The sequence below is a fragment of the Salipiger sp. CCB-MM3 genome (assembly GCF_001687105.1).
Classification (GTDB): Bacteria; Pseudomonadota; Alphaproteobacteria; order Rhodobacterales; family Rhodobacteraceae; genus Salipiger.
Genome location: NZ_CP014600.1, coordinates 160,030 through 175,427 on the forward strand (window position 1 = coordinate 160,030; position 15,398 = coordinate 175,427).

Genomic DNA, 15,398 nt, shown 5'->3' on the forward strand with positions numbered 1-15,398 from the left:
TTACTCCACGCTTGAAATCTTGGTTGCGACTGCGCCACGGATCTCGGCGAGATCGTTGGCGAACGGGTAATCGTGTTCGATGGTCAGACGGGCCAGCTGTCCGGCGCGGTCTTGGTCGAGGCTGCCCTCGGGAATGAGATCGACGAACATCGGGCGACCGGAGGTGTCTGCCGCCGCGGCCGACAAGGAGGCCTCGTCCGCATGAGTGGTGACCGACGAGCCATCTGCAAAGCGGGCCTTGATGCCGCGCGCTTCGGCGAGTGTGTAAAGCTGGTCGGGCTCGACGCGCACCTTGAGGATCAAAGGCGCATCCGCCGGGGAAATCTGAAGGACGGGTTGACCGGCCTGCACCGTTGCGCCGAGTTCCGGACCGGCAGAGACAGCGGTGCAGTCATCGCAAGGCATCGCGACAGAAAGCGTCTCGCCAGAGGTTGCGCGGATCGAAAAGGCGACCTCGCCCATCGCGGCTTCGGTATCGAGATAATCAATCTGGCCAGCATCAATCGCCGTCAGCGCGCGGCCCGCCGTTTCGACCCGCGCCGGGGCGGTGATATGATCGACAAGGAAGCGATCGTGCACCAGCCATGCCGCCCCACCGACCAGCGCAACGGTCGCCGCAGTGACCAGCAGGCCGTTTGCAATGGTCCGGAACACGCTGCCGCCGCTGCTGTTGGCCTGCTTGCCCCCCTTCCCCGCTTTCGGCGGCTGAAGAGCGACCCCCAGAACACGCCCCATCGAGATCACGTCGCCCGCGATGTAGGAGTTCAGCACGTGCCGCAGCTGCGGCAGATGGGGCCCGGTCGGATCGGTAAACGTCACCTCGATCTCACCGTTGCCCGGCGCGATATCCGTGATGCGCCCTTCGACCGCGATGGCCAACTGGAAAGCTTCGAAGGGAAACGAGAGGCGCAGCAGCCGTTCGTGACCCACAAGGTTCGGATCCGCCAGTCCGCTCAGCTTGACCCCGGCCAGCGAGACGCCTTCACCTTGGTACTGCCGTCCATCGATCTCTGCCGTGAAGGGAAGCTCCATCATCGGATGATCCCCGGGCAGGCTCGTTGCTGGCATATCCTTCGGGCGACCGGTGCCCCCGTCGATATGGTTGGCTTCTGCGTGTGTTATGGACATGGTGGGTTCTCCCTTTGCGGGCTACGACAATTGGATTTCTGAGATTTATGGGGCGCTCAGCGTATGACGCCGGAGAGGTACAGGGTGGCGAGGGCGAGCCAGCCCAGAGCCAGAGAGTGAACGAAGGTCGAAGAGTGGACCCTGATCCGCTGTCCGAGGGGAAGACGGGCCGCTTTCGCCGCGGCGCCTCCCGGCTGGCGGGTCCATTTCTGGCGGTCGAGCCTGAACAAGATGTAGCTCTTGACGGTCGCTCCGAAGACTTGGCTGAACCAGAGCAGGAAGGGATAGGTGATGGGGAACCCGGGTTCGCGGACCAGCGAGAGGATCCAGCAGAACACGTAGCGGGTGAACAAGACCCAAGCGATGTAAGCGGGCAGGACCATCACGTCGACAAAGAGCGTTCCCCAGATCACGGAGAGCGGTCCCGCGATCGTCGTCCAGATGCCCAAGCGCTGATCCAGAAGCGCCCATTTCGTGTAGTACCCGATGGTCGAGGTGCTCAGAGCCAAGGCCCGGCCATTCGTCCGCAGCATATTTCCGAACCAGCGCACCATCAGGGTTATCGCGCTATCCATAAAGCCGGGCTTGGGCTGGCTTTCCATCGAGACCGAGGCGACATCCGGCAGGTAGCGCATCAGATATCCGTTCGAGAGCAGCCAGAACCACGTGGATTTGTCATCACCGGTCAGGAACTTAACTGTGCCAAGGCGCCAATGCTCGATGCTGTCCGACTGCACTTGGGCGATGAAGCCGGGATCGGTCAGCAGATCGGCGCGGAACACCGACATACGCCCGGTCAAGGTCAGCACCCGCCCCGAAAGACCCTGAGACGACATCATCATCTGCCGTTGCGAGAAGCGGAGATTGTACCAGTCGCGGAAGAGGCCAGGCTCCGGCGTCTCTGCGATCTCGTCGGTCGTCAGGGCACCGACACGGGGATCGGTGAAGAACGGGGCCGAGGTTTCGACGATATCGACCGGAACACAAGTGTCACCATCTGCCACCACCACGATGTCGTGACGGGTCGGGCTCATCCGGGAGATAAGACGATAGGAGCGCGCGAGAGCATCGCGTTTGCCGGTCCCCGGGATCCGGTCGAGGTGCAGTTGGACGCGCGACAGATCGACGTCCTGCGGCATCAGATCCCAGATCTTCCTGATCAGGGTCTCATCGGCCAGATCGACAATCGAAACCACGATCGTTGCGCCACCTCGCGACGCAGCCGCCGCCCGGAAGATTGATCTGTAGACGCGTGCCGTCACATCTGCTTCGATCTTGAAGGACGTCACCAGAAAATAGGCATGCGCCGGTGCCGGCAGCGCGGCGTAGTTTCGCTCCGCCCGCGCCCGGAGGCGCGGGAAGGCGTAGTTCAGATAGATCGCTGCGCGAGTGAAATTCACCGCCGCCCAGCTGTAGCGCCAAATGCCGATCAGACCGACCACCACGAGGCCTTTTGAAACGGAACTGATATCGGCACTAAGCACAAGAAGGCTCAACCAAACCAAAACCGCGAGGTAGGTTAAATGCGCAGCGATCCGGGCCATCTTACCAGCAGATCCCCTCGTAGGTGCCATTGGACCGGGCCTTGGCCGAGATCCGGGTCAGATCGACCATCGGACGCGTTCCCATCGCCGTTTCCAGAGGGACAATCGTTTCGGCATATTTGTTGCCGACAAGGATGATATCGCTGCTCGCGATCAGATCATCGATGCTGCCGACCATCTTGTCTTTCAGGTCCAGACCGTAGTCATTGCCGCGGCCGGCTGCCGAGTGATTGTTCTGATAGGCTTCGTTGACGAACGGGTCGTAGACCGCGATCTCTTTGCCCTCTCCCAGAAGCTTGGACGCCAGCGTGGCCAGCGGGCTTTCGCGAAGGTCGTCGGTACCCGGCTTGAAGCTGATCCCGACCATGCCGACCTTTTTGGCCCCGCTTTTCTCGATCATCTGCTCGGCGCGTTTGATCTGAGCCTCGTTCGCCTCCAGAACGGCGTCGAGGATCGGCGTTTCGAGCCCTTTGGCATCGCCCAGTGCACGCAGCGCACGGACGTCCTTCGGCAGGCAGGAGCCGCCAAAAGCAAAGCCGGGGCGCATGAAATAGGGGCTCATCGCAGCTTTGTTGTCGGAGCACAGGATTTTCATCACCAATTGCCCGTCGATATCGTTCGCTTTTGCGATATTCCCGATTTCGTTGGCGTAAGAGACTTTCACGGCACGCCAGGAATTCGAGGTGTATTTCACCATCTCAGCGGTGCGCAGATCGACAGAATTGATCGACCCTTTGATATCCTTGTTCAGGGCGGTCAGGAATGCACCCGTCACCTTGTCCAGAGATCCAAAGACGATCAGTCCGGGCTCTTTGTGATCTTCAATCGCGGTGGACTCACGCAGGAATTCTGGGTAGTAGCCGACACCGAAATCCACACCCGCCTTCATTCCTGATGCCGCCTCGAGGGTCGGAATGCAGGTGCCCTCCATCGAGCCCGGCACGATAGTCGAACGCATGATGACCGAGTACCATGTGTCTTGCGCTTTGATCGCTTCGCCCAGCTGGCTGCAGGCCGCTTTCACATAGTCCAGACCGACCGAACCATCGGAAGCCGACGGGGTTCCGACGCAAACGAAGCACGCTTCGGTCTTTGCGACAGCTTCGGCGATGGAGGTCGTGGCGACGAGTTTGCCAGCGGCCGCGACCTCGGCGATCAGTTCCGGCAGGCCCTCTTCAACGATCGGCGACATGCCGGCATTGATGGCGTCAACCTTGCCCGGATCGACGTCGACGGCGACAACATTGTGGCCGTCGCGTGCTAGACACGCGGCCGAGACTGCCCCGACATACCCAATTCCGATTACTGCGATGTTTGCCATTCGGCATTCCTTTCAGGGTTTGTGCAGGTCCGAATCGGCCGCGTCTTCTGGCTCTTCGAACACTGTTCCATCACGCTTTGGCGCCCCGAGAAGGTCAGCGGCATTTCGCCACACGCCTTCACGTTACAAGACCCAACTTATAATTGCTGCAGGTGCGAAACAGTCGGGATAACCCCTTTCGGTGTCAGGATTCTGCTGAATTTGCGTAGTGAAAAACCCCACAAATCTTCTATTTTCCTGACAGTTACACCTCCTCTTGTCAGGAAAAACCCTAGGCGGGAACTATCCCAGATCTCGCGCGTTAGTGTGATTTCTTCTGTCTTTCGGGCACAAAAAAAGGCGCCGATGGCGCCTCCCCGAAGTTTACGATTTTTGTTGACTTATAGCTCTACTGCTGGATCACCCAACCTGACTGAAGCGCGTAGCCCACGATATCTTTTCGCGTGCGCAAGCCAAGTTTCGAAGCGCCCCTGGCCTTGTAGGTCTCCACGGTCTTGGAAGACAGGTCCAGTTCGTGACCAATTTCCTTCATACTCTTGCCGAAGGCGACGGCGCGCAGCACAAACGCTTCTCTTTCGGTGAGCTCTGCCTCCAGCGGGATTTTTCGGACGCGGTCGATGAGGGTCTGTTCCTCGGTGGCTCCATGAGACGCATGGAGGAGCGCTTCCGCGAACCCTTGTTCGACGTGCACCAACCCATGGCGCACCGAGGCAACCGCGATCTTGACCACTTGCAGGTCGACCTGCTTCGACACGACGCCGCTAAAGCCCAGCGTCAGCAAAGACCGCACCATGTCTTGGTCATTCACATCGGTCGCGCTGCAATAGGCGATGTATCTTGGTTTTTTTGATAACCCCGCGTCAATTATCTCGAGCGCGGCTTCGAGTTGATCGCCGAACTGGCACGGATCAATAATAATGAGGTCCGTTTCAGGTGCGATGTCCGCCGCAACGAGATCAGCCAGCATAGACTGGCCTGTAGAAACTGTAAGCGCCTTCGCGGCGACGCTGCCGTCTTCTTGTAACAACATTGAGACCCCGGCAACCAATACCGGGTTTGTGTCCATAATGAGCACATTATGGACCGCACTATATCCGTTCATGTACAGAGTAACCTCTAACAAAAGGTGAAAATCGGTCAGAAATCGTCAAAAACTTGTCGTATACCGCAGGAGGCACGATCTGATCTCGCAGGTGCAGAAATCAAGCAACGAATTCAAGAAACCGCATCACACAAGTGTTAAACGAAGGTTAAAGCACCGAACTTGCTAAAAACTCTTCCTATGGTTGTTTTTCGATTATTTCGGAAATCATGGGCAGACGGTGGGCACACCCCCCAATTTTGCCTTTTATTTGCTCATTTCACACCCTCTTCGGGGACAGCCCCCCCCGCGTCACGGATGATTTTCGCTCTCCAAGTGGCACGCCCCACACAGCAGGACACCACAACGGTCAGCGCCGAAAGAAGCACAGGTCTTCCGGCACCGAGGTCAGGCGTACAGCAGAGCCGCTGTACGCCTGAGCCTGTTAGCCGAGGTCGTACCAGTCGGCGACATTTTCGAGGGTCACGTCCTCCAAGTAGAGGCTCCCGGCATCAGACGTGATTGCCAGGCCGTCGTTCGACACCTCGAACTGGAAAACATTGCTCTCTTCGCCGGTTTCATACCAATCGTGAAGACTGGAGAGGATCTGGCTATCTGTCTGACCTGAAAAGTAAAAAACGTCACCCTCACCTGCATCGAAGTCAGTGAGAACATTTTTTCCCTCAATCAGGACAAATTTGTCGGAACCATGTCCGCCGGTGAGCGTAGAGTTTCCAGAGCCGCCATTGAGCTTGTCGTCGCCGCCGCCCCCAACAACCGTATCGTTACCAGCGTTGCCGTAAATGGTGTCGTTTCCCGATCCGCCAAGAAGGTAATCGTCACCGTTATTGCCCCGCAGGTTGTCGGCACCCTCCCCACCAAGGAGGGTGTCGTCTCCATTTTTGCCCTGTCCACGGTCGTCACCAGCACCGAGATCAATCCACGAGGAGACACCGGACGAAGACACTTTGTCGTCGCCAGCAAGAGCCCGCACAACTGTCTGATCCTCGTTGGCGACCAGCTTGTCGGCTCCATCCGTACCCGTGAGCTCGAGTCCCGACACCGCGCCAGAGATGAGATCGAGGCTGTCTGCCGCGTCTTCGGACGGCGTATCAATGACATCTGCGACTTCGGGCTCGCTCGTCGTAGCCAGCTCATCCTCAGAAGACTTAGACGTCGCTTCGCTCTTCTCGGCACTCGCATTGATCAGCGCTGCCAAGTCACCCGACACGCGATACACGGTGCCGTCGACCTCAACGAATTCGACGCGATCCTTGAGCAGGACAGATCCAGTCTCGTACTCGATCAGGGTTCCGTCCGAGGTTTCGTCGACCAAAAGCGATCCCAAATCCGACGCGATGGACACCGTGTCGTTGCCATAACCGCCCAGCACCGTGTCGTTGCCAGCAGATGCCACGAAACGGTCGTGCCCGGAGCCAAGGTCGACATGGTCGTCGCCTGCCCCACCGATGACCGTATCGGGTCCGCTTTGCGCGTCGACCTCGGTCGCCGCACCGGAAAGCACCAAAGTATCTCGGCTCGAGGTTCCGTTGATGTAGGTGACAGCCCCCTCATCTGGCGCTGCGACTGACTCTTCTACCGCGGTGTCGTCGCTTTCGCTTTTGCCAGTTTCGACGTCGCCTGACTCGACCGGCTGCGTTTCGTGATCATCCTCTTCGGCGTTAGCATCCTCTGCTGCTGCGTCGTCGTTCGCCGCATCTTCGGTGACCGCGGCGCCACCTGTCGCGCCGTCCGACGACCACCCGCCATTTGCGATCAACCAATCAAGATCATCGGATAGCGAATAGGTCTTGCCGCCAAGCTGAAGCACCTCGATGCCATCGAGAAAGCTCGTGCCCCCCGCATGTGCGATCGCAACACCCGAGCCCGTGGAGGATACGGAAATGTCGGCAATGCTGGCGTCAAAGATCACCGTATCGGTGCCGGAATTGCCGATCAGCGTGTCGTCGCCGTCGGAGCCATAGATCACATCTGTGCCGGTCCCCATGTCGATCCAGTCGTCGCCAGCGCCGCCCGTGACCGTGTCCGCGCTGCCGTACATATACGCGACACCGCCGGCGTCGGTCAGTTCGATCTCTTCCGCGCGGACCGACCCCTCCACATTCGTGAAGAGCGCGGTATTCGCGTCACGATCGGTGGGCGCGCCATAGCTTTTCCCGCCGTCGTTGACGAAGTAGGTCAGACCGAGCGCGCGTTGTTCTGCTTCGGTATCCCGAATGGAGCTGTCCACGATCACGGTGTTGTCCGTGTCGAGGCCACCGTGAAAATTGATGTCGCGGTTGGTGTAGGAGACGTGAACCGTATTTCCCGATGCCGACGTATAGGACGCGAACAGCACCGCATGGCGCGTGTCAGTGATCGTCAGATCGCTGAACACACTGTCATAGACATCTCGGATCCACACGCCATAGCCGTTTCCGTCAGACCCTTTGTTATGGGAGCCCTCGATGGTCAGACCGTCAATGTCGGCCTCGACAGACTTGGCGATGACCAGACCACTCGATCCCGGCTCGGTCATGGAGACGTTGCTCAGCGAGAACCCCGAAGATGTGTTCACGAGGATCATCATCCCGTCATCTTCAGCCGAGATCGTATTCGAAAAATCGGTCGGGTCGGAGGTTCCATAGTCCCCCACCAAAGACAGGTTCTGGATCGTCACATCATCGACCGTATCGACGCGCTGAACCGTGGCTGAGCTGTCGAAGTCGAAATCAAGCGCGTTGTCGAAACCGACCTTCTTTCCGTCCACAGAGGTGATCGTCACCATCTGCGTCCGAAGGTCTTTGTTGTCCTTCTGCCAAGCGGTGTCACCGATTTCATCGTACAACGCGTCGTCATTGGGCATGGTAATCCAGATCACGTCCCCAACCTGAAGATCATGATCGGCTGTCGCCAGCGTAAGGGAGTTCGCCCCCTTCGACGCGGAAGACACCGACACCTCGGCGCCAAGGTCCTCATTGAACAGGTCATCTCCGACTTGAAACGCCGGGTCTCCCTCCATTGAGGCATCCAAAGTGATGACGGTGCCGCCAGCGGCATCGCCCTGAATCGTCACCCCATCAGTGGAGATCTCCACCGTCGACGTGAACCTGTACTCGCCAGCCGCAAGTTGGATCACCGTACCTTCAGACGCTGAGTCCACTGCTCGCTGGATTTCGGCGGAGGAAGCCCCCGCCTTAATTTTTATGACCATAGCCTCTATAATCCTTAGTCGTGAGGGTTCTAGGGGGTGGTCTTCGCTCGCCTCCGAGCTAGCACACAAAAAATGGGAAATTTATGTTCCAGCCGTGACAAATATCGTTGAAAGTATGGTTGACGGCGGATTTATGCCTTGATCGCGAGATACTGCGCCCTATCCGCGCCAAGCCAAAACTCACGCACATCCTAAATTTTCAGCAACTCATCTGCAGCTCGGGCGTCTTGATGAAGGTCATCTACTGGATGCGACGTTGCAGGCTCAGCACATGGGCTGGGCCCCGCGGATCTTGGGCCTGACGACTGGCTCTATCGGATTAGCAAATTCCGGGTCCAAACTGGCGGCCGAGCGGAGTGATGATACCTGGGAGAAGCTTCAACCGCCCGCCTGCTCGCTGCGCGCAAGAGGTCCCGGCGCAAAACCCAATTCGACGCAGCAAAAAAGCCGTCTGACAATACCCTACCCCGCCCTGGAGTCGCATAAGCGCCATTGAGTTGCTTGGGAAGCAGCGGGCATCTCAAGAATTGTTATTCTGGGCGCCCTCGCCCTTCATCGTTAGATAATCTTTACGCCGCCGCAAGGCCGCTTCTTGCGCCACTTGCTCTCGCTCGTTCGCGTGATTGCTACGAATGTTTCGGCGGGTGCAAGCCCGAAGTTGAAGCCGCTCGCGCGGCAATGGCGCGTGTGGCCTTACCTCGGGACTGATTGCCAACTACGTGCGGCGAGGTACACTTCAGGCGGATGCCTAGACCCCGAAGGGCCCAGTTCCGACGCGACTATGCCAGTCGAGGAGCTACACTGGAAGCGGCACTGCTGGGAGAGATCCCGATGTTGCACGCCAAGGACGACCACGACCCGCCCAGACTCCCGATAACTGTGTCTCTGCGCGCGATCCACCCCGAGGCCGAGCTTCCGCTGCAAGTGCCGCACCGCATCGGCCATCGACAGGCCCTGGCCATGCAGCACCTCGACCTGACGCAGCTTGGTGACAATGTCTTCCGGCTTCTCTCGCTTTCCAGCCATTGTGTAGTCCTCCTGTTCGCCGAAATCCTATTGGATTTCAGGCTTCGTGGGTGGACCACTTCAAAGGGGCTGACTCACGCTACGGGATCAGTCTTCCATGCCTGTTCACAGTCTATCCCCCTGCAGACCTCACGACCAGCATGGCAACACCTTACCTGCCCGGTGTTGGCAGGCATCACCCTATAGCGAGAATGACGCTAAACTGGGAGACGCGCATGCATTTCAATCGGCGCGATCAACCCGCCTTGGATGTTTCGAACCATATGCTGGACCTTGAGGGCGGTATCATCACCCATGACCAGATGCAGGCCCAAGGGTGGAGGGCCGCCCGCACGGGCTTGTGCAGCAGCAAGATCTGCAAAGAACTGTTTGGCGAATTCAGTGCGATCGATGCGGTCCGTGACCTCGAAACCAACGGTTTTCAAAGCAGCCTCATATGTCTCTGGTGATGCAAGCGCGCTCTGTGCCGCGGAAGACGCCCAAGGCGTTGGATAGTCCATGGTCCCCTCTCCGACTTGCATCACGTCATAGATCGCAAAGACGCCGCCGGGTTTGAGCACGCGCTTCGTCTCCCGCGCGAGCCCGACTTTGTCCGCGATGTTCATCCCCACATGGATCATATAAGCGGCATCCACCGAGCCGGCATCGAGCGGCAAGTCCAGGATGCTGCCTTCGATGAGGTGCACCCGATCAGAAAGGCCCGTCCATTCCGTGAGCGCACGCCCGGTTTCCACAAACTCAGCCGTCAGATCGATGCCGGTGACATGGGCGCCGGTGGTGGCGGCCACGAAGCGTGCCGGACCTCCAAGCCCACACCCGAGATCGACAACCCGACTGTCAGGGGACAGGTTCAAAGCCTGCACAAAAGGTGTCGTGGCGAGCCGCCCGCCAATATGAAACTCGTCTACCGGCGCCAAGGCGTCCCGAGACATCGGCGGCGCCAGATCGAGCGCTGTGCAAGCGTCAGAAATTCTCTTGAGCAGGTGTCCGGTTTGGTAATGGTCCGAGACGCTAGCTGGATCGGTCATCTTGAAGCCCTCTAAACAATACGGGCAGGTTACACATGGCGACCCGAAGTGTCAGCCTGTCTGAAACCCTAGCTGACCAAGGGTGTATGCTGATTGATGCACCTTGCGCCGCAGATGTTCGATCGCTCTCTACATCGTGCCGAGAACGCAATTTAAGAGCGCCTGAACGGCTTCCTCCGTTCAGGCGCTGGCTTGCGGCCCGGGCCGCTTCATCCGCTCGGGTCATGTCCGGAACAGTCAGGCGAGTTCTGGCTCACGCAGGATCATATCCTGCGCCTCTTTCCACAATTTTTCCCGGACTCGCCGCACAATCGCGGACTCGCGCTTCGGAAGCGTGGGCACCGGAAGAGTGACGCGCTCGTAATCCGAAAGCACGGCGTGCGCCTCTGCTGCCTCTGGCCGTTTGAGTGGATCGGCGTCCATCAACCGTAGCACGAGATCGCGCACGTGGAGAGGAACACCCTTGCGCAGCGTGCCGACGGGCGGCCGCGTGACCACCCGCTCGGGCGTGAGATCGGCGGGCTCGTCACGGTGCATGAGCCAAGAGGTCAGCAATTGATGGATCGTCGCACCGAGGCCGAACAAATCCTCCGGCACATGTGATCCGGTTACCGGGCCCTCGTGAATCTCGGGCGGCATGTAGCTGGGGGTCCCCCACGGGATCTGCGTCGTCGCGGTGCTGCGGATCGCCCCTTCGAAATCGACGGGGCGCAGTCGTCCGGTCTCCTCCACGAGAATGTTCGCCGGTTTCAGATCCCGCCAGACCCAGCCCGCGCTGTGTAATGCGGCCACCAAGCTCGCCGTGCCCGCGGCATAGGCTAGGGCGACATCGAGGGGCAATTTGCGCGTAGGGTCCGAGCAGGCCTGCAAAAGAGGCGCGCCCTTGATGTGCTCGATCACCAAGTAGCGGTGGCGGTCTATCACAAAGCTGTCGAGCACCGCGGGGCTCGCACAGTCGGACCCTTCTAGGTGGCGCAGAACCATCTCCTCGCGTTCGACGAGGGTCCGACCATCCGAGCCTGTCCAATCCGTTTCGCCATGCCGGCGCCCCTCCTTCACGACGCAGAGCCGAGCGGGCGCGCACTTGATGTCCACCGCGCGATAGACGCCACCCTTGCCGCGCTGCATCATGGCCTCGTAGCAAAGGTAGTCCGTTTGCAGTTTCGTACCGAGCGTGACCGCTCGCCTGTCGCCCGGGAATGGGTTCCGCGCCCAGTCTGGCGCGGCCTTTCCCGGTTCCCGCAGGTCTGGCACCAGAACGCCTTGCGGATCGCGGATCGCGCCAACCATAGAGCCGTCTTCCAGTTCCATTTCCTGCGCGCTGAAGGCGCCATAGCGGTAATGTACGGAACTTCCAGGCATGTAACATTCGTCGAACGGGACAGCGGGAGCCTCAAAGTCCTTGGTGAGATCATGCAGCAGCGCCGCAAGCTCAACCGCCTGCTCTGGCCCGCGCGGGTAGACAGTTATGAACTTTCCGATCTGGCTGAAGCCAAACGGGATCGCGCTGTTCAGCCGCGCGAGGATCCGCAGCGATTTCACGGATTTGAAATAGACGCCCCGCTCTGCCAGCACTGGCGCGCAACGCCGAAAGACCTCGATTGCCGTTGGCACTGTCGCCGAGACGTGAAGCTTCCAGCCCTGACTTGGGTAATCCGCGCGATCCACGCGTCTATAGCGCCATCCGCTTTCGCGGGGCACAACCGGCAGAAACTCCTCGACTAGGTCACGCCAGGCCGCTTCGCGCTCTTTCGCCAGGTCGTCCTTGGAAGCCAGAACGGGTGACACGGGGACATCGACCCTCTGCATAAGAGAATGCTCCATTGAAATTTGTCGGAGTGCGTTTCCCTCCCCGGTGCTGACCGGGGAGCTTAGTTGAATTTGGTAATTCGGAGGCGTCGATCCCCGTGGCAGGCACGGGAAGCGACGCCGTGCCGGTCACGCCGACGTTGTTGTCGTCGTCGTCGTACAGAGTGGCGTGCTTGTCGTAATCACCGTGCGGCTGTGACACGTGCAGGCTGCCGCGCCTTCGGCACCGGCAGACATCGACTGCAATTCTTCCGGTGACGCCGCGAATTGGGAAAAATAGTCTTTCCACTCGTCGCTCCCTGCCCCAGCGTGAATAGCTCTAATTGCTTGATCCCGCAAATTTCCGGCAAAATCAGAGTCCGATATCGCCTTTTGGACGATTTCTTGAGTTTTGTTATTCACCACGATAGTACTCCTCCACTTCAGCAATTCCTCCCGAAATTGCCGATCCAAAATTGACACGATCCTCCGAGACGGCTATTTCCATTTCGAAAAATCTGATAATCATGCTGCGTGTCAGCCGGACCCAGTTGTGGTCGTTCCCGTGCAGATCGGGCTGGTCGTGGTGGTGACTGTCGTACTGTTGCATGTACAGGCTGCGGCAGCGCTTGAACTCGCGCCAAGAGACCGAAGTTTCTGTGGATCCGTTGCCAATCCAGCGAAGTGATCCCCGCCGAAAAAAGCCTTCCAAGCATCGCTGTGCTGCCCACCGACGACCGCATCCACCGCTTGTTTTCGCAGATTTTCGGCATAATCTGGGTCGTTGAGCATTTTTTGGACAAATTCAGGATGATTTGCCATATTTATTCCCTCCCAAAAACTAAAATGAGAAAAAGGTAACTCAGATAACTTGAAGTTCTAATTTGGTATCACAACCCTCTAGATATTAAAAGCGATTCTATAACAACCTAAACATGCGCTTCATTCCTAAGGGGAAGCCGCGCAAATTCTTAAAATTACAAACCCTATTTCAGGGACAGAGTGTTTCTCTACCATTGACTGGATTTATTGAGTCACGCAGCGAGATGTTTGGGGAGAGCACCAGATTTTCCATGCGGTTTTACCCATGTGCCCCTCCCCGTAACGCAGATCGCAGCGGGGGTCCGGAGTAATCCACCGGGGAGTTTGGAAGGTCCTCCGCAGTCACTCTTGGGCGCTGCGTCGAGCAGGCCCTCTCCCCGAAGTGCCGTTCTGCGGCAGGTGCAGCCCCGTTGACCTTTCGATGCTACTGCTGATTTATCTCGCGCGGCGGAACGCTGCGGATGCGCGTGTGGCCGTCCATGTCGCGACCTCCAACCTCGCCGCCAGTAGGGAACACACATGAAATTGGACAACTTCCCGGTCGCCCTCACCGACTGGTCGCAGATCGAGCCCGAGCGCCACGAGGGGGACGAAGGTTTCTCGCTCTGGCGCGTGCAGTATTTCGGAGAGGGTGCGAACCGGGTCCGCGTGCGTCTGGTCGAGCATTCCCCGGGCTACGTCTCGGACCACTGGTGTCACAAGGGCCATGTCATCTTCTGCATCAAAGGAGGCATGGACACGCATCTCAAGGACGGCCGCGTGCTCAAGGTCCGCGAGGGCATGAGCTATCAGGTTGCTGATGGCGCCGAAGCCCACTCCTCGCGCACGGAAACCGGCGCGACGCTTTTTATCGTCGACTGAACGCCCTGTGGTGGCGCGGGCCTCAGGTTCCGCCGCCACGGATGGCAACTTTGTGAACAAGAAACGCACATAAATCTAAAATATGCGTATTTTTTGGTCACGACGTGGGATTCACTTCGGTTCCCAGAACGTGGATTTTTTCAGAAAGTCTCAAGCAAGCCTCTGGCGGCGTTTCGTTTTTCTACGCCGCCGGTCAAAAGTATAATCAAACATTATATTAAGCAAAGTTATAGAGGATTTTCTTTTACCTCGCCGCGCTGCAGCGTCCCGGGACCTCGCCTCCCACATGGACGTCCTCTTGCCCGTTTCCTTCATCCTCCTCTTCACAGCTGTCGCGCTCGCGGCTGGTTCCGCCATCGCCTATCTGATCGGCGCCTCGGCGATCCTGACCTTCTGGGCCGTCGACAAGGCCCAGTTCATGGCCGTGCTGCCGCAGCGCCTGTTCAGCCAGCTCGACAGCTTCGCCTTCCTTGCCATGCCGCTGTTCATCCTCGCCGGAGACCTGATGAACCGGGGCGGCGTCGCCTCTGCGCTGATCGATCTCAGCATGTCGGTCTTTGGTCGGCTGAAGGGCGGTCTGGGCCATGTGAACGTCGTGACATCGGTGTTCTTCGCTGGCGTGTCCGGCTCCGCCACCGCAGATGCCGCCGCGCTTGGCAACTCGCTGGTGCCCGAGATGGAGCGCCGCGGCTACACGCGCGACTACGCTTCGGCGATCACCGGTGCCTCGTCGATCATCGGGCCGATCATTCCGCCGTCGTCCATCATGATCTTCTACGGCGCGCTGATGGAAACCAATGTGACCGCGCTCTTTGCCGCCGGTATTCTGCCGGGCCTGCTGCTGGCTGCCATGCTGATGGCCATGAATGCCTATTTCGCCCATCGCGACGACCATCCGGGCGGCGCTGACATGGACCTGCCGCCGTTTCTGCCGTCGCTGATCCGGGCGATCCCTGCCCTGCTCCTGCCGGTGATCATTCTCGGCGGCACGCTCTTCGGCTTCATGACCCCGGCCGAGGCCGCGGCGGTGGCCGTGCTTGCGGCGCTGCTGATCGGCATCGGCTACGGCAAGCTCAACCTCAAAGGCATCCTCGACAGCCTGATGCGCACGGGTGTGATGCTCGGCGGTCTGTTCATCCTGCTCTGCGCGATTTCCACTTTCTCTTACATCGCGGCGCTGCTGCAGTGGCCGCAGGCGATCCAGAGCGTTGTCGAAGGCTGGGGCCTCGGGCCGCTCGGCTATCTGATGCTGATCAACGTGATTTTCCTTGGCGCTGGTATGGCGATGGACGTGAAAGCCGCCGTGGCGCTCTTCGCCCCGATCTTCGTGCCGGCGGCGCTGGCCATGGGGATCGACCCGATCCATCTGGCGATCGTCATCTGCTTCAACATCACCGCGGGCCTGCTGTCGCCGCCGCTCGGCGCGGTGCTGCTGATCCTGTCGACGGTGGTGAAGCTCGATTACTGGCGGCTGATCCGCGTCACCATGCCCTTCCTCATCGCCGAGCTGCTTTTGCTGCTGGTCCTCACCTACGTGCCCGCCATCACCCTCGCCCTTCCCACGGCGCTTGGGCTGCGCTGATCC

11 protein-coding genes are annotated in these 15,398 nt (G+C 59.1%); 2 read left to right on the forward strand and 9 right to left on the reverse strand.

What is annotated here, in order from left to right; genetic code table 11:
- The 9 genes from AYJ57_RS24975 to AYJ57_RS25015 all read right to left on the reverse strand — a co-directional run bounded on the left by AYJ57_RS24975 (window position 1) and on the right by AYJ57_RS25015 (window position 12,740).
- On the reverse strand, window positions 1–1,035 hold the full coding sequence (locus tag AYJ57_RS24975) for a hypothetical protein (RefSeq protein ID WP_066112313.1): 1,035 nt from the start codon (window positions 1,033–1,035) through the stop codon (window positions 1–3).
- 149 nt (window positions 1,036–1,184) lie between these two features.
- Window positions 1,185–2,672 carry a glycosyltransferase gene (locus AYJ57_RS24980; RefSeq protein ID WP_066112315.1) on the reverse strand — a complete coding sequence of 496 codons (1,488 nt, stop codon included), beginning with the start codon at window positions 2,670–2,672 and terminating at the stop codon, window positions 1,185–1,187.
- A gap of 1 nt (window position 2,673) precedes the next feature.
- Window positions 2,674–3,993, reverse strand: a complete 1,320-nt coding sequence (locus AYJ57_RS24985) for a nucleotide sugar dehydrogenase (protein ID WP_066112317.1) — start codon at window positions 3,991–3,993, stop codon at window positions 2,674–2,676.
- A 388-nt stretch (window positions 3,994–4,381) separates the two neighbouring features.
- Window positions 4,382–5,059 carry a response regulator transcription factor gene (locus AYJ57_RS24990; RefSeq protein WP_066112320.1) on the reverse strand — a complete coding sequence of 226 codons (678 nt, stop codon included), beginning with the start codon at window positions 5,057–5,059 and terminating at the stop codon, window positions 4,382–4,384.
- 460 nt (window positions 5,060–5,519) lie between these two features.
- Window positions 5,520–8,288 (reverse strand): calcium-binding protein, encoded by a 2,769-nt coding sequence (locus AYJ57_RS24995; protein WP_157374402.1) that lies wholly within the window; start codon window positions 8,286–8,288, stop codon window positions 5,520–5,522.
- Window positions 8,289–9,511: 1,223 nt separating this feature from the next.
- Window positions 9,512–10,342, reverse strand: a complete 831-nt coding sequence (locus AYJ57_RS25005) for a class I SAM-dependent methyltransferase (protein ID WP_066112324.1) — start codon at window positions 10,340–10,342, stop codon at window positions 9,512–9,514.
- Between the two features lie 237 nt (window positions 10,343–10,579).
- Window positions 10,580–12,151 carry a class III lanthionine synthetase LanKC N-terminal domain-containing protein gene (locus AYJ57_RS25010; protein ID WP_193789577.1) on the reverse strand — a complete coding sequence of 524 codons (1,572 nt, stop codon included), beginning with the start codon at window positions 12,149–12,151 and terminating at the stop codon, window positions 10,580–10,582.
- 129 nt (window positions 12,152–12,280) lie between these two features.
- Window positions 12,281–12,556: a hypothetical protein gene (locus AYJ57_RS26100; RefSeq protein ID WP_157374403.1), complete on the reverse strand. Its 276-nt coding sequence runs from the start codon at window positions 12,554–12,556 to the stop codon at window positions 12,281–12,283.
- Window positions 12,546–12,740, reverse strand: coding sequence for a hypothetical protein (locus AYJ57_RS25015; protein ID WP_066112330.1), 195 nt, complete (start codon window positions 12,738–12,740; stop codon window positions 12,546–12,548). Before AYJ57_RS25015 ends, AYJ57_RS26100 begins: the two co-directional genes overlap by 11 nt.
- Before the next feature lie 731 nt (window positions 12,741–13,471).
- Here AYJ57_RS25015 and AYJ57_RS25020 point away from each other — a divergent pair.
- Both AYJ57_RS25020 and AYJ57_RS25025 read left to right on the forward strand, forming a co-directional pair.
- The gene (locus tag AYJ57_RS25020) at window positions 13,472–13,813 is read left to right on the forward strand and encodes a DHCW motif cupin fold protein (RefSeq protein WP_066112333.1); all 342 of its coding nucleotides are present in this window, start codon (window positions 13,472–13,474) and stop codon (window positions 13,811–13,813) included.
- A gap of 286 nt (window positions 13,814–14,099) precedes the next feature.
- Window positions 14,100–15,395, forward strand: a complete 1,296-nt coding sequence (locus tag AYJ57_RS25025) for a TRAP transporter large permease (RefSeq protein ID WP_066112337.1) — start codon at window positions 14,100–14,102, stop codon at window positions 15,393–15,395.
- Window positions 15,396–15,398: the final 3 nt, after the last annotated feature.